At 62.0% G+C, this 24716-nt stretch carries 22 protein-coding genes; 9 read left to right on the forward strand and 13 right to left on the reverse strand.

Features of this window, described 5'->3' with window-relative positions; translation table 11 throughout:
• Positions 1 to 37: 37 nt before the first annotated feature.
• Both AC0L3L_RS15065 and AC0L3L_RS15070 read left to right on the forward strand, forming a co-directional pair.
• On the forward strand, positions 38 to 1324 hold the full coding sequence (locus tag AC0L3L_RS15065; RefSeq protein WP_473487177.1) for an NAD(P)/FAD-dependent oxidoreductase: 1287 nt from the start codon (positions 38 to 40) through the stop codon (positions 1322 to 1324).
• A 229-nt stretch (positions 1325 to 1553) separates the two neighbouring features.
• Positions 1554 to 2381 (forward strand): SH3 domain-containing protein, encoded by an 828-nt coding sequence (locus AC0L3L_RS15070; protein WP_473638159.1) that lies wholly within the window; start codon positions 1554 to 1556, stop codon positions 2379 to 2381.
• A 237-nt stretch (positions 2382 to 2618) separates the two neighbouring features.
• Here the strand turns inward: AC0L3L_RS15070 and AC0L3L_RS15075 are convergent, their stop codons facing one another.
• A complete protein-coding gene (locus tag AC0L3L_RS15075) occupies positions 2619 to 3365 on the reverse strand; it encodes an SDR family oxidoreductase (protein WP_473638160.1) in 747 nt (248 codons plus the stop codon).
• 305 nt (positions 3366 to 3670) lie between these two features.
• Here AC0L3L_RS15075 and zwf point away from each other — a divergent pair, with 305 nt between their 5' ends.
• From zwf to edd, 3 genes are all read left to right on the forward strand, one after another.
• A complete protein-coding gene (gene zwf / locus AC0L3L_RS15080) occupies positions 3671 to 5140 on the forward strand; it encodes a glucose-6-phosphate dehydrogenase (protein WP_473638161.1) in 1470 nt (489 codons plus the stop codon).
• Complete coding sequence (gene pgl, locus AC0L3L_RS15085; protein ID WP_473638162.1) at positions 5122 to 5838, forward strand: 6-phosphogluconolactonase; 717 nt, start codon at positions 5122 to 5124, stop codon at positions 5836 to 5838. Before zwf ends, pgl begins: the two co-directional genes overlap by 19 nt.
• A gap of 72 nt (positions 5839 to 5910) precedes the next feature.
• Entirely contained in the window at positions 5911 to 7755 is a 1845-nt protein-coding gene (gene edd, locus AC0L3L_RS15090; RefSeq protein WP_473638163.1) for a phosphogluconate dehydratase, read from the forward strand.
• Between the two features lie 47 nt (positions 7756 to 7802).
• Here the strand turns inward: edd and AC0L3L_RS15095 are convergent, their stop codons facing one another.
• The 9 genes from AC0L3L_RS15095 to AC0L3L_RS15135 all read right to left on the reverse strand — a co-directional run bounded on the left by AC0L3L_RS15095 (position 7803) and on the right by AC0L3L_RS15135 (position 18411).
• Positions 7803 to 9458, reverse strand: coding sequence for a vWA domain-containing protein (locus AC0L3L_RS15095; RefSeq protein ID WP_473638164.1), 1656 nt, complete (start codon positions 9456 to 9458; stop codon positions 7803 to 7805).
• Positions 9459 to 9577: 119 nt separating this feature from the next.
• Positions 9578 to 10576: a GlxA family transcriptional regulator gene (locus tag AC0L3L_RS15100; protein WP_473487183.1), complete on the reverse strand. Its 999-nt coding sequence runs from the start codon at positions 10574 to 10576 to the stop codon at positions 9578 to 9580.
• 18 nt (positions 10577 to 10594) lie between these two features.
• Positions 10595 to 11494: a bifunctional methylenetetrahydrofolate dehydrogenase/methenyltetrahydrofolate cyclohydrolase FolD gene (gene folD, locus AC0L3L_RS15105; RefSeq protein WP_473638165.1), complete on the reverse strand. Its 900-nt coding sequence runs from the start codon at positions 11492 to 11494 to the stop codon at positions 10595 to 10597.
• A 300-nt stretch (positions 11495 to 11794) separates the two neighbouring features.
• Positions 11795 to 12544 (reverse strand): ribonuclease activity regulator RraA, encoded by a 750-nt coding sequence (locus tag AC0L3L_RS15110; protein WP_473638166.1) that lies wholly within the window; start codon positions 12542 to 12544, stop codon positions 11795 to 11797.
• Between the two features lie 23 nt (positions 12545 to 12567).
• Positions 12568 to 13731 (reverse strand): mandelate racemase/muconate lactonizing enzyme family protein, encoded by a 1164-nt coding sequence (locus AC0L3L_RS15115; protein WP_473638167.1) that lies wholly within the window; start codon positions 13729 to 13731, stop codon positions 12568 to 12570.
• Between the two features lie 51 nt (positions 13732 to 13782).
• A complete protein-coding gene (locus AC0L3L_RS15120) occupies positions 13783 to 14880 on the reverse strand; it encodes an ABC transporter ATP-binding protein (RefSeq protein ID WP_473487191.1) in 1098 nt (365 codons plus the stop codon).
• A gap of 10 nt (positions 14881 to 14890) precedes the next feature.
• Positions 14891 to 15781 carry a carbohydrate ABC transporter permease gene (locus AC0L3L_RS15125; protein WP_473638168.1) on the reverse strand — a complete coding sequence of 297 codons (891 nt, stop codon included), beginning with the start codon at positions 15779 to 15781 and terminating at the stop codon, positions 14891 to 14893.
• Entirely contained in the window at positions 15778 to 16737 is a 960-nt protein-coding gene (locus AC0L3L_RS15130; RefSeq protein ID WP_473638169.1) for a carbohydrate ABC transporter permease, read from the reverse strand. Before AC0L3L_RS15130 ends, AC0L3L_RS15125 begins: the two co-directional genes overlap by 4 nt.
• A 195-nt stretch (positions 16738 to 16932) precedes the next feature.
• On the reverse strand, positions 16933 to 18411 hold the full coding sequence (locus AC0L3L_RS15135; protein WP_473638170.1) for an ABC transporter substrate-binding protein: 1479 nt from the start codon (positions 18409 to 18411) through the stop codon (positions 16933 to 16935).
• Between the two features lie 213 nt (positions 18412 to 18624).
• Here AC0L3L_RS15135 and AC0L3L_RS15140 point away from each other — a divergent pair, with 213 nt between their 5' ends.
• The 4 genes from AC0L3L_RS15140 to AC0L3L_RS15155 all read left to right on the forward strand — a co-directional run bounded on the left by AC0L3L_RS15140 (position 18625) and on the right by AC0L3L_RS15155 (position 23203).
• Positions 18625 to 19335, forward strand: coding sequence for a GntR family transcriptional regulator (locus AC0L3L_RS15140; protein ID WP_473638171.1), 711 nt, complete (start codon positions 18625 to 18627; stop codon positions 19333 to 19335).
• A 59-nt stretch (positions 19336 to 19394) separates the two neighbouring features.
• Entirely contained in the window at positions 19395 to 20561 is a 1167-nt protein-coding gene (locus AC0L3L_RS15145; protein WP_473638172.1) for a mandelate racemase/muconate lactonizing enzyme family protein, read from the forward strand.
• A 63-nt stretch (positions 20562 to 20624) separates the two neighbouring features.
• Positions 20625 to 21986: a mandelate racemase/muconate lactonizing enzyme family protein gene (locus AC0L3L_RS15150; protein ID WP_473638173.1), complete on the forward strand. Its 1362-nt coding sequence runs from the start codon at positions 20625 to 20627 to the stop codon at positions 21984 to 21986.
• A gap of 17 nt (positions 21987 to 22003) precedes the next feature.
• Complete coding sequence (locus tag AC0L3L_RS15155) at positions 22004 to 23203, forward strand: mandelate racemase/muconate lactonizing enzyme family protein (protein WP_473638174.1); 1200 nt, start codon at positions 22004 to 22006, stop codon at positions 23201 to 23203.
• A 182-nt stretch (positions 23204 to 23385) separates the two neighbouring features.
• On the opposite strand, the gene AC0L3L_RS15160 is transcribed toward AC0L3L_RS15155, so the two are convergent.
• The 3 genes from AC0L3L_RS15160 to AC0L3L_RS15170 form a co-directional block, all read right to left on the reverse strand.
• Positions 23386 to 23610, reverse strand: a complete 225-nt coding sequence (locus tag AC0L3L_RS15160) for a hypothetical protein (RefSeq protein ID WP_473638175.1) — start codon at positions 23608 to 23610, stop codon at positions 23386 to 23388.
• Between the two features lie 15 nt (positions 23611 to 23625).
• The gene (locus tag AC0L3L_RS15165) at positions 23626 to 23913 is read right to left on the reverse strand and encodes a hypothetical protein (RefSeq protein ID WP_123146674.1); all 288 of its coding nucleotides are present in this window, start codon (positions 23911 to 23913) and stop codon (positions 23626 to 23628) included.
• Between the two features lie 441 nt (positions 23914 to 24354).
• The gene (locus AC0L3L_RS15170) at positions 24355 to 24633 is read right to left on the reverse strand and encodes a hypothetical protein (RefSeq protein ID WP_473638176.1); all 279 of its coding nucleotides are present in this window, start codon (positions 24631 to 24633) and stop codon (positions 24355 to 24357) included.
• Between the last annotated feature and the right edge of the window lie 83 nt (positions 24634 to 24716).

Below are 24716 nucleotides of genomic sequence, written 5' to 3' on the forward strand. Positions count from 1 at the left end.
CTACTCCCCTACTCCCCTACTCCCCTACTTGAGCATCATGCCCTACCAATCCCCAATCTCCCCCGGCCGTTCCTGGTATGAGGACACGGCCGGGCCGCGGCCCGAATACCCGGCGCTCGACGGCGACCGGACATGCGACATCGTGATCGTCGGCGGCGGCTTTACCGGCCTGTCGGCGGCGGCGCACCTCGCCAAGGCCGGCTGCAATGTCGCGCTGATCGAAGCGCATCGTTTCGGCGACGGCGCATCGGGCCGCAATGGCGGCCAGCTCGGCACCGGCCAGCGCGCCTGGGCCGAGGAACTGGAGGCCGACTACGGCTTTTCCCGTGCCAAGGCGCTGTTCGACCTCGCCGAAGAGGCCAAGGCGCATCTCCTCGAGTTCGCCGCTGCCAACAAGATCGAGATCGACTACATGCCCGGCCAGATGTCGGTGGCGCACAAGCAGCGCTATGTCGAGGATTACAAGGCGCATGCCGAGATCATGGCGAACCGCTTCGGCTATCCGCATATCACCTTCATGGACGCCAAGGAGACGGCGGAGCGGTTGGGCTCGACGCGCTACTTCGGCGGCACCCGCGACACCGGCACCGGGCACATCCATCCGCTGAAACTGGTGATCGGCACGGCAAAGGTGGCGGCGCAGGCTGGCGCGCAGCTGTTCGAGCAGACGCCGGCGACCGGCATCGCGTCCGTTGGCGGCAGGGTCAGGGTTACGACGCCGAAGGGCACGATATCAGCCGAGAAATGTCTGATCGGCGTCAACGCCCATGGCGGCACGCTCGAGCCGATCAGTGCCGCGCATATCATGCCGATCGGCTCCTTCATCGGCGCGACGGTGCCACTGGGGGCTGACACAAACGTGCTGCCGGGCGGTGAGGCGGTCGATGATTCCCGCTTCGTCGTGCGCTACTTCCGCAAATCGACGGATGGGCGGCTGCTGTTCGGCGGGCGCGAGATCTATGCCGTCAACGATCCGAAAGACATCCATGTCCACATCCGCCGGCAGATCGCCGAGCTTTACCCAGCGCTGAAGGACGTCGAGATCACCCATGGCTGGGGCGGCTATGTCGGCATCACGATGCCGAGAAAACCGTTCGTGCGCGAGGTGATGCCCAATGTGATCTCGGTCGGCGGCTATTCCGGCCACGGCGTCATGCTGTCGAACTTTTTCGGCAAGCTCTATGCCGAAACCGTTGCCGGCAACCGCGACCGGCTGAGGCTGATCGAGGACCTGAAAATCCCGGCCTTTCCCGGTGGCCGGCGCTTCCGCGCGCCTCTGCTGTTTCTTGCGCTCAACTGGTATGCATTGAGAGACCGTATCTAACCATAGGTTGCAAAATCCCTTGCAAGTTGCAGAATCTCTCGCAAAGGTGCAGAATCCGCCCGGTAAGGGCGCAGTGATGACACAATCGCCGGCAAAGGATGCGCGCTCAGGGCAGTTGAACGGGGATTTTGCGGGCCTGCCCGCGTTGGTTTGGGACCGATGCCGACCAAGTGCCGGTTTTCCCGGCACAGGTCGTAAGAACGTCGGCCCGCAAATGGAGGTTGCAAGAGTGAGTGAGCCCTTGAGTTTCGGCGCGCCGAAACGGCGGCGCTTTGCGATGCAGTTTGGCTACGACATGCAGCCCAGGTTCTGGCGGCAAATCCGGTCGAACCTGCATCTGGTTATCGCCGCGTTTGGCACAGCAGCGCTGCTTGGCGTCGCCGCGGTGGCGCTATGGCTGGCATTGCCGGCCACCGAGAGACAAGCGGTTGCGAGTCCCGAGCAGATCGTTTCAAGCATTCCGGTAAAAACATCAAGGATCGTGCCGGCTGCGGCCTCGAAGGTCGCCGCGGTGCAGCAGGGCACGGGCAAGACCGATGCGGTTTCTCCGGCGATGGTTGCAGCGAAGGCCGAGATAGCGGCGCTGGCGCCCAATGATCCTCGCTGGACAGGATCGGGACCGAAGACCACACCCGGCCAGATGGCAGGCCAGGCTGAAAAAACGGCAGACAAACCGTCCGCTGCGTCGGCACTCGCCGATCCGGCAGCGAAAACCAAAGTGGCAGCATTGCTTGCCAAAGTCGCCGCTCCCAACAAGACGGCGACGGACGGTGCGCCAACCGCCGCCATTCCCTCCCCGAAGCCGGAAGAGCCGGCGGCGACACAGAAGGATGCCACCCAGGCCAAAGTCGAGGCCAAGCAGCCGAGCGCGGCAGATACCGGACGCATCCTCAGGGGCGTCACCATGCGCACCGGTCCGAAGAACAGTGCGCCCGCCATCGTCACCATTCCCGCCAAGACCTCGGTTCAGGTGATGGGCTGCAAGAAATGGTGCCAGATCGTCTACAACGGCAAACGCGGCTGGATCTACAAGAGCTTCGTCAAGACCGGCGCGTAATGCATGTCGCGCAAAAGCATGCCCTCGGGCTTGAAGGTGCTGCAGCGATTTTGCGACAACGACATGCATAAAAACAAGAACCTAAAACGCGTCGCATGAGTCCATTCAAAGGCGACGCGCTTTAGGGGCCGGTCAGCCCATTCTTTGACGTTGCCCACGGCTCATTTGGCTGACGCAATCAGCCGCCGGGTGCGAAGAGCGATCAAGTTAAACTTGAACCCGACAGCGCCGGACGGCTCAGATGCACCGTCCACCGTCGACTTCCAGCGCCACGCCAGTGATGAAAGCCGCCTCGTCCGAAGCCAGCCAGAGCGCCGCGTTGGCTATGTCGAGCGGCGTCGAAAGCCGGCCAAGCGGGATAGACGCGCGGAATTTCTCACGGATTTCGGGTGTGTCGGCGCCCATGAATTTTTCCAGCATGCCGGTCTCGCCGGCGACCGGACACAGGCAGTTGACGCGGATGTTCTTCGGCGCGAGTTCCACCGCCATGGATTTGGTCGCGGTGATCGCCCAGCCCTTCGACGCATTGTACCAGGTGAGGCCAGGCCGCGGCCTGATGCCGGCGGTCGAGGCCGTGGTCAGGATAACGCCGCCGCCTTGCCTATCCATGACCGGCACGACCGCCAGAGCGGCGTGATAGATCGCCTTCATGTTGACGGCCGTGATCAGATCGAAGGTCGTCTCGTCGACCTCGAGCATATCGCCGTTGCGATGGGTGTAGCCGGCATTGTTGACCATGATATCGATGCGGCCGAAGGCACTCTTTGCGGCATCGACCATCTCGTCGAACTCGGAACGCGTCGAGACGTCCGTCTGGGTCCAGATCGCCGCCCGGCCGATCTCGTTGGCGACGCGTTCGGCGCCCCTGGCGTTGAGGTCGGCGACAACGACCTTGGCGCCCTCCACGGCAAAGCGCTTGGCGATACCCTCGCCGAAGCCTGACGCGGCACCGGTAATGATGGCAACTTTGTTTTCCAGGCGCATGGCTTTCTCACTCATGATTGAAGACGATCGCTCGGGCAGCCGCCGGCAATGGCCGCCGAAAGATCAATATACCCTCGATTTCTCCTTTGGCTTTCGCCTCGATCCCGCTCTATGCTGCAACTGCGAAGGCCTCCCGGAACACGTTGCCGACAAGCCGCCGGGTTGCGCCAGTGTCAAGGGCACACCTCAGGACCAATCGGAAAAACCCGATTGGCCTTGGGGTGTGACGCCATGGCACTGGAAAATCTAAATCGATTAGATTATATCGACCGCGTCACAGCGACCGGCGTCAAAGCGGACAGACCATGACTAGCCAGATCATTCCCGTCGACCCTTTCGACTTCATCATTTTCGGCGGCACCGGCGATCTGTCGGAACGCAAGCTTTTGCCGTCGCTGTATCACCGCCAGCGCGGCCATCAGTTTTCCGAACCGACGCGCATCATCGGCACCTCGCGCTCGAAAATGACCGACGAGGAATTCCAGGCTTTCGCCAGGCAAGCGATTTCCGACCATGTGAAGCCGGCCGATATCGACGCCACGGAACTGAAGACGTTTCTTGGCCGGCTTTCCTATGTCTCGGCCGACGCGACCACCGGCGCGGGCTTCGACAAATTGAAGAAGGCGATCGGCGATAGCGAATGCATCCGCGCCTTTTACCTGGCGGTGGCGCCGGCGCTGTTCGGCGAGATCTCGCACAAGCTGAAAGAGAACGGGCTGATCACGCCGAACTCGCGCATCGTGCTGGAGAAGCCGATCGGGCGCGATCTCGCCTCGGCGCGCGAGCTCAACGATCTGGTCGGCGACGATTTCCATGAAAGCCAGATTTTCCGCATCGATCACTATCTCGGCAAGGAGACGGTGCAGAACCTGATGGCGCTGCGCTTTGCCAACGCGCTCTACGAGCCGCTGTGGAATTCCGCCAATGTCGACCATGTGCAGATCACCGTGGCCGAGACCGTCGGCCTCGAAGACCGCGTCACCTACTACGACAAGGCCGGTGCGCTGCGCGACATGGTGCAGAACCACATGCTGCAGCTTCTCTGCCTCGTCGCCATGGAGGCGCCGTCGTCGATGGACGCCGATGCCGTGCGCGACGAAAAGCTGAAGGTGTTGCGCGGGCTGAAACGCATCAGCGGCAACGAAGCGCCCAAGCACACGGTACGCGGCCAGTACCGTGCCGGGGCCTCGGCCGGCGGGCCGGTGAAAGGTTATGTCGAGGAGTTCGGCAAGAACAGCAACACCGAGACCTTCGTTGCGCTCAAGGCCGAAATCGGCAACTGGCGCTGGGCGGGCGTGCCGTTCTACCTCAGGACGGGCAAACGGCTGGCGACACGCGTTTCGGAGATCGTCATCGAATTCAAGCCGATCCCGCATTCGATCTTCGGCGACAGCGCCGGGCCGATCTCGGCAAACCAGCTGGTCATCAGGCTGCAGCCCGACGAAGGCGTCAAGCAGTTCATCATGATCAAGGATCCGGGGCCTGGCGGCATGCGGCTGCGCCAGATCCCGCTCGACATGAGCTTCGCGCAATCCTTCGACGGCCGTGCGCCCGACGCCTATGAGCGGCTGATCATGGATGTCATCCGTGGCAATCAGACGCTGTTCATGCGTCGCGACGAGGTCGAGGCAGCGTGGAAGTGGATCGACCCGATCCAGGACGCATGGGAAAGCGCCAGGCAAGAGGCGCAGGGCTATACGGCCGGCACATGGGGCCCCTCGGCTTCGATTGCGCTTATCGAACGCGACGGGCGGACATGGCACGAGAGCAATTGAACAGCGCCGCCTATAGCTGGCACGCGTTTGCCGAACGCCAGGACCTGGCGGCAGCACTTGCCGGCCACGTCGCAGGCCGCCTGACCAAGGCAATCGCTGAGCGCGGCACGGCATTGCTCGCGGTTTCCGGGGGCACGACGCCGGCGAAATTTTTCGCATCGCTTTCGAGTATCCCGATCGCGTGGAACAAGGTCACGGTGACGCTGGTCGACGAGCGTTGCGTGCCGGCCTCTTCTCCGCGCTCCAACGCCGGGCTGGTCGCCGCCAATCTTATGCAGAACGCGGCAGCGGCGGCACGTTTCGTGCCGCTCTACCAGGAGGCGGAAAGCATTGAGGATATGTCTGAGGCCGATAGCAGGATGTTGCGGTCGCTGCCCTGGCCGCTCGATGTGGTCGTGCTTGGCATGGGAGCCGATGGCCATACCGCATCATTTTTTCCGGATGCCGACAATCTGGAAAAACTGCTCGATCCGTTCTCGGAAAAGGTTGTGCTCCCGGTTCACGCAGCAAGCGCCGGCGAGCCGCGCCTGACGCTGTCGCTGGCGCGGATCGTCAGGGCCGGCTTCCTCGCACTGCACATCGAAGGTGAAGACAAGCGCAAGGCTTTCGAAAGCGCAATGGCATCGGAAACGGGAAAACCCATTCGTGCCGTGCTCGACGCAGCCGAGAGACCCGTACAGGTTTTCTGGGCACCCTGATTCAACTTGCCGAGGGGTCCCGGCGGATAGCCGGACCGTGTTTGCGGGACCTCGCCTGAAAGGACCGACGCCATGACCGCGAGACGCGACATCGAAGCCATCACCGAGCGCATCCGCCAACGCTCCAGACCGGGGCGCGAGGCATATCTCGGCCGCGTCGCCGAGGCCTCGGGCCGCACCGCCAACCGGGCCGTGCTTTCCTGCGGCAACCTCGCCCATGGCTTTGCCGTCTGCAGCCCTTCGGAAAAGCTGGCACTTGGCGGCGACCGGGTGCCGAACCTCGGCATCATCACCTCCTATAACGACATGCTGTCGGCGCATCAGCCTTTCGAGACATTTCCGGCGCTGATCAAGGACGCGGCGCGCGAGGCCGGCGGCATTGCCCAGGTCGCCGGCGGCGTGCCGGCAATGTGCGACGGCGTCACGCAAGGCCAGCCCGGCATGGAGCTGTCGCTGTTCTCGCGCGACGTGATCGCCATGGCCGCGGCGATCGGCCTGTCACACAACATGTTCGACGCGGCCGTCTATCTCGGTGTCTGCGACAAGATCGTGCCGGGGCTGGTGATCGCAGCGCTGACCTTTGGCCATCTGCCGGCGGTGTTCATCCCGGCCGGGCCGATGACGACGGGCCTGCCCAATGACGAGAAAGCCAAGGTCCGCCAGCTCTATGCCGAAGGCAAGGCAGGACGGGCCGAGCTGCTCGAGGCCGAATCCAAATCCTATCACGGACCGGGGACCTGCACCTTCTACGGCACGGCGAACTCCAACCAGATGCTGATGGAGATCATGGGCCTGCACACGCCGGGTGCCTCCTTCGTCAACCCCGGCACGCCGTTGCGCGACGCGCTGACCCGGGAGGCGACGAAGAGGGCGCTGGCGATCACCGCGCTCGGCAACGCCTACACGCCGGTCGGCCGAATGATCGACGAACGCTCGATCGTCAACGGCATCGTCGGCCTGCACGCCACCGGCGGATCGACCAATCACACCATCCACCTGATCGCCATGGCCGCCGCCGCCGGCATCGCCATTAGCTGGCAGGATATTTCGGACCTTTCGGAAGCCGTGCCGTTGCTGGCGCGGGTCTATCCGAACGGCCTTGCCGACGTGAACCATTTCCATGCGGCCGGCGGTCTCGGCTTCCTGATCCGCGAACTGCTCGACGAGGGCATCCTGCACCAGGACGTCCAGACGGTCTGGGGCGAAGGGCTGCGGCCTTATGCAGTCGAGGCCAAGCTCGGCGCCGACGGCGGCGTCGTGCGCGAGGCCTCGCCCCGCGAAAGCGGCGACGAGAAGGTGCTGGCGCCGTTCAAGAAGGCGTTCCAGCCGACCGGCGGGCTAAAAATGCTTTCCGGCAATCTCGGCCACGCCGTCATCAAGACCTCGGCGGTGAAACCGGAGCGGCGCATTATCGAGGCGCCGGCCAAGGTTTTCGACAGCCAGCAAGGGCTCAACGAGGCGTTCAAGGCCGGCACATTGACCGGCGATTTTATCGCCGTCATCCGTTTCCAGGGGCCGAAAGCCAACGGCATGCCGGAGCTGCACAAGCTGACCACCGTGCTCGGCGTGCTGCAGGATCGCGGCCAGCATGTGGCGCTGGTCACCGACGGGCGCATGTCGGGCGCGAGCGGCAAAGTGCCGGCGGCGATCCATGTGACGCCGGAGGCGGTCGAGGACGGGCCGATCGCCAGGATCCATGACGGCGACATCATCAGGCTCGACGCCGACGCCGGAACGCTGGAAGTTTTGGTGCCGGCAGGCGATTTCGCGCTGCGGCGAGCGGCGGACAGCGATCTTGTCGCCAATGAATTCGGCTTCGGCCGCGAGCTTTTCGCCGGGTTCCGGCAAATGGTTGGGCGTGCCGACCACGGCGCCAGCGCCTTCGGAAACAACGTGGCGGAATTTGCGCTGCAGTGAAAAAGGGCGGCTCGTGGTCGCCCTTTTGCCGGCGTCGAACTGCGTCCTTACTGAACCGTCAGCTCGGCTCGCTCGCCGGCTGTGATGGTCACCGTGCTTTCCTTTGAGCTGTTGTCCAACTTTTCGGAGACCACAGCGTAGTCGCCGGCCGGCAGTGCCGCCTGATATTTCTCGTCATAGGCGTAGCCGAGCGATTTGCGGTTGCCGTTGATGTCCTTCTTCGGATCGAAAATCTCGATCTTCGAAGCCCCTGGCGCGGTGATCGCCAGCACGCCGGCATCGATGGCGATCTTCAGATCCTGATGCTCACCGGCCTTGACGCTGAACGGCTGCTCGACGACGGCAAGGTCGACCGTCGCCGTCAGCACATAGTCATCGGGCGGCAGATCGAACTTGCTATCGGGACCATAGGCATGAGCCACCTCTTGCCTCGTTCCGTCGATCTTCTTTTTTGCCTTGAACACCTTGAAGCCAATGCCGGAACCGTCGGCCTTGTCGCCGCCGGCAGTGTAGTAGGCGTTGGCAACGACATGACCGACGCCGACGATGATATCCTTGTCGACGATCCTGCCGGCAGTGAGCGGGATGATTTCGGTGACCTCGCCCTGCCCGATCCTGACCGTCACTTTCTGATCGCCGGCCGGCAATATGACCTTCGTGTCGCCATAATAGGTCGCGGGCGTATCGACGCCCGGATAGGAGATCACGACAGCCGCACCATCGGCCACATCCGCGCCCTCGCTTGGCCGCGGATGAAGGATGAGCGTGCCGGCATTGAGCGTGAAGACGGACTTGTAGACCTGGCCCGCCTCGACCGTGATCTTCTGTTCGATCCTGGCCTCGCCGTGGCGCGCGACGACTATGTAATCGCCCGGCTCCAAATTGCCTTTGTAAGCTCCGTATTCGGTGGTGACGTAGTCGCCGCGTGTGCCGTCGGACTTTGCCTTGTAGATCTCCCAGGAATTGCCGTCGGTGACGGGATCGCCGCCCTCGGCGAGCACCACGGCCGGCATGAAGTTGAACTCCGGCTTTTCCGGCTCGGGAGCCGGCTGCGGCGCAGGGGCTGGTTCGGGTGCAGGTGCGGCGGCGATGGTTTCGACCAGCGCGTCCCGCAGCGCTTGCTCGTCGGACGCCTGGATGTATCTGCCGCCGGTGTTGTCGGCGAGGCAAGCAACCTGCCTGCCCTCGTCCGCGCTCAGACCGAAGCCGACGACGTCTACGGTGAAGTCGACGCCGGCAGCCTTCAGTTCCTTGCCGAGCGCACACGGATCGCCATTGCAGGTCTCGAGCCCGTCGGTGATCAGGATGACGGTGGCGTTGTACTCGGTGTATTTCAGCGCCTCGGCCGCTTGGCTTACGGCTGATGTCAGCGGCGTCTTGCCGAGGAATTTCAGGCTGTCGGCGGCAGTGGAAACAGCAGCTGCCGAGCCGGCCTGCGGCGGCACGATGAGCTCGATATCCTCGCAACTGCCCTTCTCGCGATGGCCATAGGCCATGAAGCCGATTTCCCTATCGGCGGGGACCGATTGCAACACCGTTCGCAGCGATTCGCGGGCGATTTCGAGCTTCGGCTTGCCGTCGATCTGCGCCCACATCGAACCGGAAGCATCGAGAATGAGGATGACTCGGTCGGCAGCAAGGCCGAGCGTCGTCATCCACAACAGGAGGGCCGCCGCAGCGATGCTCCGTGCAAGTCCCGCCATGAAAATCCCCCCAGTCAGTTTCTGCCAGTCAGGGGGGCGAAGCTATTTGACGCCGCGTCAGGACACAAGCCCGGACGCCGGGCGTGGGAGGGTTGGCCACAACCCTTGAGCCAAACCACTCAGTACGTCGTGCGACGCTCTTCGGAAGGCGGCCGGCCGAACTGCAGCCGATAGCTCTGGGCAAAATAGGAGTGTGAGGTGAAGCCGGTGGCGATCGCCACGTCGAGGATCGGCATGTTGGTCTGGCGCAGCAATTCGCGCGCCCGCTCGAGCCTGAGCCGCATGTAATAGCGGCCGGGCGTCACCGTAAGGTGACGCAGGAACAGGCGCTCGACCTGGCGCACCGACAGGCCGGCCGACTTGGCGAGCTGCACCGCCGACAGCGGCTCGTCGAGATGATCGGCCATCAGCTCGACGATGCGGCGCAGCTTTTCCGATTTGCCGGTCAGGTCGCGCTCAGGACCGACGCGCTGGCGGTCTCCGGCGGAGCGGATACGCTCGTGCTGGAACTGGTTGGCGACGCCGTTGGCGAGGCTCGAGCCGAAATCGCCGCGCACGATCTCCAGCATCAGGTCGATCGAGGTGGTACCGCCGGCGCAGGTGTAGCGTTTGCGGTCGATCTCGAAGACGTTGCCGGTGCAGTTGATGTCGGGAAACCGCTCGACGAAGCCGGCGCGGTTTTCCCAGTGGATGGTGCAGCGATAGCCTTCGAGCTGGCCTGCCTCGGCGAGCAGATAAGAGCCGACCGACAGTGCGCCGAGCGCGTTGCCGCGCCGACCCCAGCTGCGCAGCGCCGCCAGCACCTTGCTCTTGCCGGGAAACTCCGTCGTCAGCCCGACCGAGACGAAAAGGATATCGACCGGCGGCAGATCGGCGACAGCGTAGTCGATCTTGAGCGGCAGGCCGTTGGAGGCCATGACGGCATCGCCGTCGGCCGACACCGTCGTCCAGCCATAGAAGTCGTGGCCGAGCAGCCGGTTCGCCGACCGGAACGTGTCGATTGCGGCGGCCAGCGAGAACATGGAAAACTTGTCGACCAGCAGGAACCCGAACTGCCGGCCGCCTTGAACGGGATCGTTCGTGACCAGCCGCTCTGAGGGAACAGTGAGATTCGGCAAAGCTGAGGCTTTCCAGGTTCAGAAAGACGGCCGTTTCAATCTGGCCGCGAGATAGGCGGAAGCTAGCGTGTTGGCCATCAGCATGGCAATGGTCATCGGCCCGACGCCACCAGGCACCGGCGTGATGGCGCCGGCCGTCTTCGCCGCTTCCGCATAGGCGACGTCACCGACGAGGCGGGTCTTGCCTTCGCCCTTTTCTGGCGCCGCGATGCGGTTGATGCCGACGTCGATGACGGTGGCGCCCGGTTTGACCCAGTCGCCCCTGACCATTTCGGGTCTGCCGACAGCGGCAACGAGAATGTCGGCGGTGCGCGCCAGTGCAGCCAAGTCCTTCGTGCGGCTATGCGCGATGGTGACAGTGCAGTTGGCGGCAAGCAGAAGATTGGCCATCGGTTTACCGACGATGTTGGAGCGGCCGACGACCACCGCATTGAGCCCGGAAAGATCCTTGCCGCGCACACGCTCGATCAGCAGCATCGAGCCGGCCGGCGTACAAGGCACGAACGCCGTCTCCAGTTCGCCGGTGCCGAGCTTGCCGACATTGATGAAGTGGAAGCCGTCGACATCCTTTTGCGGCGCTATAGCCTGGATGACCTTGCCCGCATCGACATGGCCAGGCAGCGGAAGCTGCACCAGGATGCCGTTGACGGCCGGATCGGCGTTGAGTTCGCCGATGACATCAAGCAGTTCTTGTTCGGAGGTCTCGGCCCGCAGCGTGTGCTGGACCGAATGAAAGCCGCATTCCTTGGCGGTGCGGGATTTCGAGGCGACATAAACCTGGCTCGCCGGATCCTCGCCGACGATGACCACGGCAAGACCGGGCTTGTGCGCGCCCTTTTCCATCAGTTCGATCGTCAAGGCCTTGACGCGCCGCACCACGTCTTCGGCGACGCTCTTTCCGTCAATCAACTCGGCCATGAACCACCTCAACATCGTTCTGCTTCGGGCGGCATTTTCACGAAAACCCGACCGGGCAATCCCGTCAAAGCGCCGTCTTATGCCGCTAACTCGAAACCGATGGCTTTTATTCTATTCGGCGCTCAGAAATAGCGCCGCGATCGGCTTTCGGTGAGTTCGCGAACCGCTTCGCGGAATTCGCGCAAGCTGGCTCGGATTTCCTCGATGGAGGCTGGGTGTTTTCGCTCGCCTATTTCATCGCGCTGGCCAACACGCTGTCCATCGCCGATTTCGGCATGTTCGCCACCGCGTCGGCGGCCGCTAACTTGGGTTCTTCACGCGGTTTGTTTTGCGCCACTCCTCGTACTCCCCGCGGGCATCGTCATGCAGCGGATAATAGCGTTGCAACGGCGCACCCTCCATGAGCTTCACTCGTGAGAATTCCTCCCAATCGTGATGCTTTTGTGATTCTTCGATCACCTTTGCGGCCATTGCTACGGGAAGCACCACCACCCCGTCGTCGTCGGCGACGATGATGTCGCCGGGGATCACCGTGACACCGCCGCAGGCAATCGGAACGTTGACGGCATTGGGATAGATGCTGGTTTGCACATGATAATTTGGCGTCCAGCCGCGCAGCCATAGGGGCAGATCGAGCTTTTCAACATTGGGCCGGTCGCGCATGCATCCATCGATGACGATGCCCGCCCCGCCCCTGCCTTTGAAATACGTCGACATCATATCGCCGAAGACGCCCGAGCTCATGTCGCCGCGCGCGTCGACCACGACCACATCGCCCTCCTGGGCGTGGTAGAGCACGTGCCGATGCAGCTGCGTCTCCGGATCGGCATATTCTCCCTCGGTGAACAGGTCCGGCCGCTGTGGCAGGAACTGCAGCGTCAGCGCCGGCCCGACGATAGACTTGCCGTGGTTCTGCGCCACCGGTCCCACCATGTGCGGATTGCGAAAACCCATGTGGCCAAGCGTGCCGGCAACCGTCGCGGCGCCGATCCCGCTTAGCGCTTCGATCAGGTCTTTTGGCGGCCGGGTGATGTCGGGAGCATGTGTCATGGTGGACTCCGGTTGAAAGGCAACTACCAGTTCGTAACCGAACCGTCGCGGCGCTTAAGGTGAGGCGCTTCCCAAAAACGAAAGCGCGCCGCCTGAATCGCCTCCTCGTTGACCTCGACGCCGAGCCCCGGCAGATCGCCGACCGGATAGTCGGTCCCGTCGAGCCGTGGTTGCACGGGGAAGAAGTCGGAATTGTCGAAGCCGAGCTTAGTTTCGGGTTCCCTGGTCTCGAGCCACGCGAAGTTGGCTACCGCTGCGGCGAGATGCACGGTCGCGGCCGTGCACACCGGACCAAGCGGATTGTGCGGCATCAGGTCCACATAGTGCGCCTCGCTCCAGCCAGCGACTTTCATCGCCTCGGTAAGCCCGCCGACATTGCAAACATCGAGCCGGTTGAACTGATGAATGCCGCGCTCGATGTAGGGCAGGAACTGCCACTTGCTGGCAAATTCCTCACCGATGGCAAAGGGGATGTCGGTCATCCTACGCAGGGATTCGTAGGCCTCCGGTGTCTCGTCCCGTATCGGCTCCTCGAGGAAATCAAGCACGCCGCGGCCGAGCTTGTTGCAGAAGCTCGCCGCCTCGGCCACCGACAGCCGATGATGATAGTCGATGCCGAGGACGACGTCGTCGCCCAGCGCCTCGCGCGCCCTGTTAAGCATCCTCGCGGTAACGCCGATCGACTGGCGCGGCTCGAAGATGTCCCTGCTGTTTTGCCCGACGGGGAAGAAGCGGATCGCCTGCCACCCCTGTGCGCGTAGTTCGCGGGCTCGTTCGATGGCAACATCGCCTTCGGCCTCGTCCCCGGTCGAGGCGAAGGTGGGAATGCGGTCGCGCTGCTTGCCGCCTAGCAACTCGTAGACCGGCACCCCCAGCGCTTTGCCCTTAATGTCGTGAAGGGCGATGTCGATGGCGGAAATCGCCGCCTGCAGAACTCGCCCGCCCTCAAAGTACTGGCTGCGATAAACCTCCTGCCAGATCCGACCAATCTGCATCGGGTCGCGGCCGATGAGAAACTCGCGATAGTGCTCGACCGCACCGGCCACGGCCCTCTCGCGACCGCTCAAGCCGCTCTCGCCCCAGCCGAAGATGTCCTGGTCGGTCTCGACCTTGACGAGCATCTGGTTGCGCGTTCCTACCCACACGGGATAGGGCTTGATCGCGGTGATCCTAAGCTTCGTAGTCATCCGCGCCCACGTTTCAAACGCATCCGCCCCTGTCTTAGTTGGCGCCCTGTCTCAGTTGGCCTTGAGGGCCATTTCAGTTTCGCCGTCGAACAGATGCATCCGCTCCTGGTCGAACTCGAGCCAGATCTGTTCATCGGGCGCGACGGCAATGTTCGGCGGCACGCTGACGTTGACGATGGCGCCGGACAGGAACGCCTGCACGAAGGTGACGTCTCCGGTCGGCTCCACCGTGTAGGCCTTGGCCGGAATGGCACCGGGGACCGCGCTGTTGTGCAGCTTGATCGTCGAGTGACGTGCGCCGAGCACGACTTTCCTGGTCGTTGCCCTTGCGACCTTCTGGGCGTTGCGCGGCGAGAGTTCAAAGCTCCAGCCCTCCGCGCCGGTCAACACAGAGTTGCCGTTTGCCGTCGATGCCTGCAGCGGAATAAGGCTCATCGCCGGGCTGCCTATGAAGCTGGCGACGAACATGTTGACGGGATGGGCAAAGACCTGCGCCGGTGAATCATATTGCTGCAGGTAGCCGCCGTTCATCACCGCCATCTTGTCGGCCATGGTCACGGCTTCGAGCTGGTCGTGCGTCACATAGATGATCGTCGCCTTGAGGTCTTGGTGGAAGCGCTTGATCTCCGACCGCATCTGCACGCGCAGTTTGGCGTCGAGGTTAGAGAGCGGCTCGTCCATGAGGAACACGGCGGGGTCGCGGACAAGCGCACGGCCCAGGGCCACCCGCTGCTGCTGCCCGCCCGAAAGTTCCCGCGGCTTGCGCTCGAGCAGGTGCGTCATGTCGAGCACTCGCGCCGCTTCCTTGACCTTCTTGTCGATCTCGTCCCGGGGCAGCTTGCGCATCTGCAGCGGGAAGGCCAGGTTCTTGTAAACCGATTTCTGAGGATAGAGCGCGTAGTTCTGGAACACCATTGCGATGTCCCGGTCCTTGGGGTCGAGGTCGTTGACCACCCGGTCGCCGATGACGATGTCGCCCGATGTGATCGGGATCAGCCCCGCGACGAGATTGAGCGTGGTTGTCTTGCCGCAGCCTGAAGGGCCGACGAGCGCAACGAACTCGCCGTCATTGACCGTCAGCGACACGTGGTTGACAGCTTTGAAGCTGCCATAGGACTTGACGAGATCTTTGAGGACCACGTGGGCCATCGGCAACTCCCTAGTGCTTGACCGCGCCTTCTGTAAGGGCGCGTACGAAGTATCGTTGCAGGACGAGGAACAGCACCACGACGGGCACGCTCATCATAAAGCTGGCCGCCATCAGGCCCGGAAAGTCCGTCGTATTTTCCGAGAAGAAGCGCTGGATGCCGACCGGCAGTGTCAACTGGTCGTTCTTGGTGAGGAAGGTGTAGGCGTAGATGTACTCGTTCCACGCGCCGATGAACGAATAGATCGCGGTGGCGATGATCCCCGGCGCCGAGAGCGGCATCACAATCAAGATGAAGGCCTGGAACCGCGTTGCCCCATCGATGCGCGCCGCCTGCTCGAGCTGCACCGGAATGTTGTCGTAAAAGCCCTTGAGCAACCAGATCGCCAGCGGCAGGCCGAAGGTCAGATAGGTGAGAATCAGCGAGCCATGCCTGTTCATCAAGCCGAGCAGGCGCATCAGGATGAACAGCGGCACGAGAAAGATCACCGCCGGGAACATGTTGCGCAGCAGCACGGCAAAGAACAGGAAGTTCCGGCCGGGGAAACTGAAGCGCGAAAACGCGTAGGCCGCAGGCACGGCGACGATCACCGACAGGATTGTCGTGACGGTCGACACGAAAAGGCTGTTCCAGAAGAAGCGGAGGAAGTCCTGGCCGACGCTGTTCTGGGGATCGAGCAGTTTCTCGTAGCTGGCGAGGGTAGGTTCGTCCGGCCACCATTGCGGCGGGAATTCCATAGCCGCGAACCCGGATTTGATCGAGGTGATCAGCATCCAGATCATCGGCACCGCGGTGTAAAGCAGCATGAACGCGAGAAAGATGCGCCCGGTCCACCGCCATCCGTCGACGCGCATCCGGCGACGGCTCAGGGCTCGCGGGGCTGTCTCGGCAGTCGTGCTCATGCGCTCCCCTCTTGCCGCTCGTTACCGCTTAGCGCACGGACGTAGAAATAGCCGAGCGTCATCAGGGTGAGGAACAGGAGCACCGAATAGGCAGATGCCACGCCCCAGCGCTGCCGGCCGAAGGCGAGCTCATAAATGTGGGTGATCCAGATATGCGATGCGTTGGACGGCCCGCCGCCGGTCATGATCCAGGGGATGATGAAGGAATTGAAGTTGGCCACCGCGAGCAGCAGGATCGTCACCGTCGAGACGTTGCGCAAGTGCGGGAAGGTGACGTGCCAGAAGCGCTGCCAGGCACTGGCGCCGTCGACCTGCGCGGCGCGCAGCAACTGCTCGGGCACGGTCTGCAGTCCGGCCATCATCATGATCATGGCAAACGGAAACTCGCGCCAGATATTGACGACGATCAGGGAAGGCAGCACCGTACTGACGCTGTCGATGAAATTCGGCGGTCGGTCGGCCAATCCGAGGCCGACCAGCACCGCACCGATGATCCCGAAGTCCGAATGATAGATCCACTTCCAGATATAGGAGGCGGCGACCGCGCTGATGACCCAGGGAATGATCAGGATTGCGCGCAGCACACCGCGGCCGACAAACTCGCGGTGGAGCGCCAGCGCGGTGGCAAACCCCAGGACAAAGGCAATCAAAGTGGAGCCCAGCGTCCAGATCAGAGTGTTCCAGGTGACTCTCCAGAACACCTCGCTGGTGAGGATGGTCGTGTAATTGTCGAAGCCGATGAAGGTCTTGTCGCGAAGTTGCAGGCCAGGCGGCGTCTTGAAGAACGACAGCTCGATCGTGTAGTAGATCGGATAGGCGATGACGACGAGCATCACGGCGATCGCAGGGAGCACGTACGCGTAGTCGGCGCGATGCTCCCATATCTGGCGTAGCACGCCGGACCTGCCAGATTGCAATCTTCGGCCAGCCTCGGCCTTGCCGGTCACGATCGTCACTATGGCGCGCCCTTGTTTCTTCTGAACGAACCGGCTGCACTATCGGTGCAGCCGGTCAGGCCTGGACTAAAGCGCGTCGCGTTTGATCGGCCTCACGCGACGCGCTTTAGGTTGCTGTTTTATGCATGTCGTTATCGCAAAACCGTTGCACACCCTCGGGTCCAGGCCCGAGGGCATGCTTTTGCGCGACATGCATTAGAGTCCGCCCATCAGGTCTCTCACCTTCCTGGCCGCGTCGTCCGCTGCCTCGTCGACGGTCATCGCTCCGGTCAGGGCATTCTGCAGCATGTCCGGGACGATGATGTTCATGATCTCCGGGGCCTGCGGCAGCGCTGGGAACGGGATGCCGTATGGCAGCATCGAGGTCGTCACGTCGAGGAACTTGATGTTGTCCAGACGTTCCTTCATCCATTTGGTCTTGAAGCCGTTAAGGTTGCCCGGGTTCGAGCCGGCATAGGCCATCTTCAGCGACCATTCGGGGCTCGTCCACATGCAGATGATAGCCTTTGCGGCCAGCTCGTCGACCTTGCCGCCCTCGACATATTCGGGCTTCAGGATGTGAATGTTCGAGCCGCCGAAAACGACTGCGCGCTTGCCGTCGGGGCCAGTGGGAATCAGGCCGTAGCGCATGTTGTCGATGACGGTCTGCGCCTTGTCCTTGTCGGCGCCCGTCGCCTTCTTCTGCAGGTCGAGCATGACGTCGTAGTCGGACGGATGCGAGATCATCATGCCAAGCTGGCCGGCGAGGAACAGGGGCTGGTTATCGGCCTGCTGGTTGGTGAGTGCCGAAACCGGAACCGACTTGTCGCGAACATACATGTCGTACGAGGCTTGCAGCGCGGCCTTGCTCTGCGGGCTATCGAGATTGACCTGCTCATAGGTCGGGTTCGCGGTGGCTTCGTCGAAGACGCCGCCGCCATAGGCCCACAGCTGCGGCATGAAGCGGTACGGCGTATTGCCGGCATTCTTGCGAGCCACGAGGCCGTAACCGGCAATGCCGAGCTTGTCGTGGATTTGCTTGGAATACTTGACGACGTCGTCCCAGGTTGCCGGAGCCTTGTCCGGATCGAGGCCCGCACGCTTGAAGATGTCGGCGTTCCAGATGAACGCCATCGTCTCGTTGTTGGTTGGAATGCCGTAGGTCACCCCCTCCCAGGTCACGGCCTTCATGGCGCCGGGCCAGAAGTCCTCGGTGGAATACCCCACATCCTCGGGTTTGAGCGGCTCCAGGTAGCCTTTTGAGGCGAACTCGGTACCACCCAGGATTTGCAGGCGGACCGCCATCGGCGCTGCATTGCCCAGGAGCGCCGTGCGGAACTTGTCAAGAAGGTCGTTATAGGTGAGGGCTTGTTCCTCGAGCTGGACGTTCGGATAGGTCTTGCGGAAAGTCTCGAAGAAATCCTTGTAGTACTCGCGCAAAAGATCGGGGTCGCCCTCGAACACGCCCTGATACCAGAAAGTCAGTCGCCCCTTGTAGTCGAGGGGGGTGACCTTGGCGCAATCGGCCGCCGTGTCAAAATCCTGTGTGCCCGCAATGGAGCGCACATATTCCGGCGACCACTTGGTCAGGTCGACCGGCGGCGCACCGAGCGCCGATGTGGACATCAGCGATGCCATCAAAGCAGTGGCGACAGTGCCGCGCAGGACCGCACTGCCGAGCGTAATCCTCGTCATAGGTATCCTCCCTGGTTCTCCATGCCGCCCTGCGCCGAGGCAAAGCGGTCTAGCTCGTTCGACCGCGGGACGCCTTTCTGTTCTATGTACCCCTTCGGTCATCTTATACGTTTTCAGATCATGGATTGCCTGTCAACGCGTTGGATCGTACATTGTTTGTGAAAACCGTGTGTGATATCGGGCAGGGTATGTATTTGATTAGGGGAGCCGGTCTTGGCCGAAACAGGTGATTTTAAAGCCAAGCCACCGGTGGAGACTGACCCCATGGGGGCCTCCAGCGAGGGCGCCTCGCTTTATGAACTGATCAGGGAAGACATCATTGAGGGACGGCTCGCCGCCAACGAACGGCTTGTGGTCACCGATCTCGCCCGGCGTCACGGCACCTCGACCAACCCCGTGCGCGAGGCCCTGCAACTCTTGCGCGGGGAGGGTTTTGTCACCTTTCTCCCCAACCGCGGGGCGCGCGTCCGACCCATAGATCAGGATTTTGTCCGGGATATCTATGAAATCGGTGTTTTGATTGAGCCGGCCCTGACGCGATGGTTTGTGAATATGGCGACCGGCGAGGACATCGCAGAACTCGAACGTCTCGAAGGCCTGATTGAAGAGAACAACTTTGCCGACACCTTGAGGCACAGTGAGCTTGATACCGCTTTCCACACCGTGATGTACCAGCGGCACTATAACCGCCATGCCGCCGAACTTTGGTGGAAGCATCGCGAAGTGCTGCGAGCCGTCAGCCGGCGTTTCAATTTCACGCTTGCGCGGCGTGCCGCGATCATTCGCGAGCACCGCGAACTCATCGCGCACGTAAAAGCGGGAGAAGCCGACAAGGCGGCCGAACTCGTTTCCCGCCATGTCGAGGGTTCCGGCCGGCATATTCTCGAACAGATGCGTGCGCGCAACGCCGCTCGGGCCGGATAGGAACGAAGGTCCAGTCTTGAACATCGTTAGCCCTGACGATTTCAGATAAAGGAATTGAGATGAAAATCACGAGCATTCGGCCGTGGCTGATCAAGTCCGATGCTTCCTATTGGGGAGAGTTCCTGTTCGTCGAAGTGACGACCAATGAGGGGGTGAGTGGCTGGGGAGAGATCACCACCACTACAAGGCTCGCCAACCGCGCTCTCTGCACGATCCTGCGGCAGATCGGTGTCGCCGTGACAGGCGAGGATCCAGCGCGTATCGAGCATCTCTGGCACAAGATTTTTCGCAGCTTCACCTACATGGGCAGCCGCGGCGCCGCCGTCGAATGCGTGAGCGCCATCGATATAGCCCTCTGGGATATCCGGGGCAAAGTCCTCGGTAAGCCGATTTACGAGCTGCTGGGCGGACCAGTACGCGATGAAATCGCGCTCTACACCCATCCCAACCAGGCCAAATTCACCAGCAAGGAGGCTGTGGTCCGCGAAATTCTAGACATCGTCGAGTCCGGACACACTGCGCTCAAGTTCGATCCATACCCCCACCAGGGCCGCAGCGCCGATGGCCTGCCCCGCGAACAGCGAGACGGCTACCTCGATGGCAGCATGACCCGCAAGGACGAACGCGAAGCCGCCGAACTCACGGCTCTGATCCGCGAAACGGCGGGGCCTGACGTCGACATTCTCATCGATGCGCATGGCCGCTTCGACGTTCCCACCGCCATTCGCCTCTGTCGGAGCCTCGAGGAAGCCGGCCAGATCGACTGGTTCGAGGAGCCCTGCCCGCCCGAGAGCCTTAACGCCCTCAAGCAGGTGCGTGAGAAGGTCAGTGCCGCCATCTCGTGGGGCGAGCGCGGCCACACGAAATGGGATTTCGTGCCGGTACTCGAGAACAGGCTCGCTGACTACATCATGCCGGACGTCACCTGGACCGGCGGCATTACCGAACTCAAGAAGATTTCTGCCCTATGCGAAGCCTATTACGTCCCGGTCTCGCCACATGACGCCGCGGGACCGATCAACGTGGTTGCGGGAGCGCAGGTGATGATGACCGTTCCTAATTTCTACAAGCTTGAAACGTCGGAGTGGAACCTGGGCAAATACGATCACCTCATCGACAGACCACTCGACGTCTCGAACGGCAGCCTCAAGCTGACGTCGAGGCATGGCCTCGGTATTGAGATGAACCGCGACTACCTGCAGGCCCACGAGATTGAGCTGGGCTAGCAACGCTCTATGCCGGCCCGGCGTGCGGGCGACAAGCCCCATCCACCAGAACGAGGATAAGTCATGGCAAAGACGGGTGGCGCCGACGAGGCGCTCAATCGGGTGAACGCGAACTCTAAGCCATCCCAGCTTCGCATCACCGACATGCGGGTAGCCGAAATCGTCGGCGCGCCGTTCACCTCAACCCTGCTCAAGATTTACACCAACCAGGGCATCGTCGGGCTTGGCGAGGTGCGCGACGGCGCCAGCGCCACCTACGCGCTGATGCTGAAGAGCCGGCTGCTTGGAGAGAACCCCTGCAACATCGACCGCCTGTTTCGCCGGATCAAACAGTTCGGCGGACACGGCCGGCAAGGCGGCGGCGTCTCGGCGATCGAAATCGCGTTATGGGATCTCGCCGGCAAGGCCTATGGCGTGCCCATCTACCAGATGCTCGGCGGCCGGTTTCGGGAGAAGGTGCGCCTCTATTGCGATACCGACGCTACCGTGCCGAGCGGCACCGAGACCGGCAAGCGCCTCAAGCAGCGCATGGCGCTCGGCTTCACCTTCCTCAAGATGGATCTGGGGCTGATGCAGATCGCCGATGTCCCCGGTGCGGTCGTGTCTCCTGCCGGCTCACTTGAAGGGTACCGGGTCCAGCCCGGCCGCGGCCCGGTCAAGACTCTTGAAGAGCGACGCGCCCGCAACGCCGCCTACGATTTGCATAACGTCCCCCACCCGTTTACCGGCCTCCACTTTTCCGACAAGGGCCTCGACTTGCTTGAGCAGTACATTGCCGAGGTTCGCGAAATTATCGGCATGGATATTCCGCTCGCCATCGACCACATCGGCCATATCTCGATGCAGAACGGTATTCGCCTCGCCAGGCGGATTGAAAAATACGTGCCAGCCTGGCTCGAGGATGTGATCCCATGGCAGTACACCGAGCAGTACCGACAACTGCAGGACGCCACTACGGTGCCGATCTGCACCGGCGAGGACATCTACCTCAAGGAGGGCTTCGAACCTCTGCTCAAGAGCGGCGGCCTGTCCGTTATCCACCCAGACCTGCTCACCAGCGGGGGCATCCTCGAGACCAAGAAGATCGGCGACATGGCGCAGGACCACGGCGTCGCTATGGCGATCCATATGGCAGAAAGTCCAATCGCCGCAATGGCCGCGGCACATGTCGCGACAGCGACCGAAAACTTCATGGCGCTCGAATACCACTCTGTCGATGTCGACTGGTGGGACGATATCGTCACCGGCGTTCCCAAGCCGCTCGTGAAGGACGGCTTTATCACCGTTCCGGACAAGCCGGGCCTGGGGATTGACGACGTCGTCGACGAGGTGATCTCGCAGCATCTGCAGCCGGGTGTCACCGGCATCTGGCAGCCCACGGATCACTGGGACAACGAGTATTCCTGGGATCGCACCTGGAGCTGAGGCGAAAAGAACCGAACATGAAGATCACCGATCTCCGCTGTGCCGTCATCGGCAAGCACCCCATCGTTCGCGTCGTCACCGACGAGGGCCTCTATGGCCTGGGCGAGGTCGAGTACACCAAGCCCTACCTCAAGCCGTGGGTTCTGCATTTTCGCGAGGCGCTGATCGGCGAGGACCCGACCGACGTCGAGCGGGTGATGCTGAAGATCCGCCAACGCGGCTCTTTCAAGCCCTATGGCGCGGCGGTAAGCGCTATCGAGCATGCGCTGTGGGACATTGCCGGCAAGGCCGCAGGCGTGCCGGCCTACAAACTGCTTGGCGGCAAGGTGCGCGACAAGGTGCGCGTCTACAACGGCTCGATCCGCCAGAAACGCACGGGCGACCGGCCGGAGGATTACGCCGCTGACGTCAAATGGATGATGGAGCAGCCGCAGAACTTCTTCATGATCAAGCAAGGATTCTCGTTCCACTCCAACATGAAGGACACCATTGAGGGCTTCCATTACGGCGTGACGCAGAAGAAGGCCGGCTATCACGGTGCCATGGATCAAGGCGTGATCAGCGAGCGCGGTTTCAATCACATGCTCGACTGCGTGATCGCGATGAAGGAAGTGCTGGGCGACAAGGTCAGCCTGGCGCTCGACTGCGGCCCCGGCTGGATGCTGCCCGATGCGATCAAGTTTGCTCGCGCGGTCGAGAAGTACAATTTGATGTGGCTCGAGGACATGCTGACCGGCGACTATGTGCCGTGGGTCAATCCGCAGGCCTATCGGGAGCTGACCACCTCCACCTCGACGCCAATCCATACCGGCGAGCAGATCTACCTGCGCCACAATTTCAAGGAGCTGATCGAAACGCAGGCGGTCCGTATCATCGGTCCGGACCCGGCCGATGTCGGCGGCATCGCCGAGCTGAAATGGGTCGCCGAGCACGCCCATATGCACTCGATCCTGATGGCGCCGCACGGCACCGCGAACGGCCTGCTTGGCCTCGGCGCGTTGATCAATGTCTGCGCCACCTTGCCCGCCAACTATATCGCCTTCGAATATCCGAGCGCCTCCGATCCCTGGTGGGAGGACCTCGTAATCGGCCTGCCGTCGCAGATCGTGACGGACAGCATGGTGGATCTGCTGGAAGCACCGGGGCTGGGCCTCGATATCGACGCCGAAGCAGCCCGAAAGTATCTCAGGCAAGAGGATGCGGGCTTCTTTGACTGAACCATCTTCTTGCCCCGCCCTGCACCACGCCGACCGCTTCACGCAAATTGGCGACTGGAATGAAATGATCGTTTCGGGCCGGGAAGCGGAACGTCCGCTTTCGGGATGATGGGGCTAGAAAGCCGACCTTTTCATCCAGGGTAGTGCCGACCGCTTTGCGCCAGAAGCTGGCCTCCGTGATTTCATGTCCAAATATCGCGTTTCAGATCGGATACCTGAAGAACGCCGTTGGCGAGGGTAGCGACGGCATCGACAACGATGGACACAGCGAAGTCGACATCGACACAGGGCGGCTTCGGCCGCCCCTGCCCCACGTTTGATGGCAACGGATGACGTTCAGGGCTCTGTAGCACGGCGGCGACGAGCCCGACACGATGTCGCAGGCGAATCCACGCGACGGGCACCAAGGGCCGTCTCCGACTCTATGTTCCCTTCACGATTCTCGGCTTAATTGGTCGGCGGGATTGAGCCGCACTCTCAAGGGCCAAGGCCAGCCGCTTCTCGTCTTCGATGGCGCGATCGACTGCCTCGATTTCCTCTTGGAGCTCCTTTAGCTCAGCTCCGTAGCTGGAGCCGTCGCTGTCCCCGATCTGAAAGCCACTTGCCCGCATTGCGTCGCGGGTATGGTGCACGTTACGGACTCCTTCGCGTCGAGTCGCGACCAGGATTTCCCTGAACTCTCCAAGACGTTCAACGTGATTGCGAGTCATTGCGTTCTCCTATGTCGTCGTCATCGTTGCTGACGGCGATTCAGCACGGCTAAAACTTACGGCGCAGAAGGTTTAAGCGACTCTAAGAGATACGCTCGACAAAGCATGAATGCGGAAGCTCAAATTTGACCGTCTTGCAATATAGTGGAGCGCGGCAGGAGGAAATTGGCTTGGGACCCGACCGATCACCGACCAGGTAACTAGACTCTTCGGCCGAGCGCGTCTGCTGCTCGGCGCGCTTGCTCGTCGGCGCGCTTGCTGGTCCATCCAGCTGCCGATTCTGGATCGAGAGGGTCCGTTTCTGAGCGCCCAGCGACGCTGGTCTCAATGTCCGATAAGGGCGCATTGCTGCTCGAGAGCATAGTGGGCCGTAAGCAGTCCGGCAGCTATCAGGAAGCGGCGCAACAAAGCGGCCGTTCTGTTGACGGCCCCTTTGCGGACTCAAAAGCAGGGTTCACAGACGAAGTGAGAACGATAGCGTGGATCCTCTAACAGCGTGCCAAAGCCGAGAAGAAATGCTCCCTGTGCGAGCACAACTGCCACAGCCATGATGCCAACTCCTGAAGCCAGTTTGCAAGCCAAGCCGACCGATGAAGAAAAGCGCCAGGGGCGTATCAATGCAACGATCGCGGCTGATGCCAGCAGAATAAGCGCTGGAAAGCCTAAGACCACGGCGTTCATCTCCAGCATAAGGGCGAACGGAGTATCCGCTTTTATCATCGGCTTAATTTCCCCTAAAACCTGAAGGCATTCAAGATCGCGACTCCAATGACTGAAGGGTTAGCATTCCACCATTTATAACC

The sequence above is a fragment of the Mesorhizobium sp. WSM4849 genome (assembly GCF_055811385.1).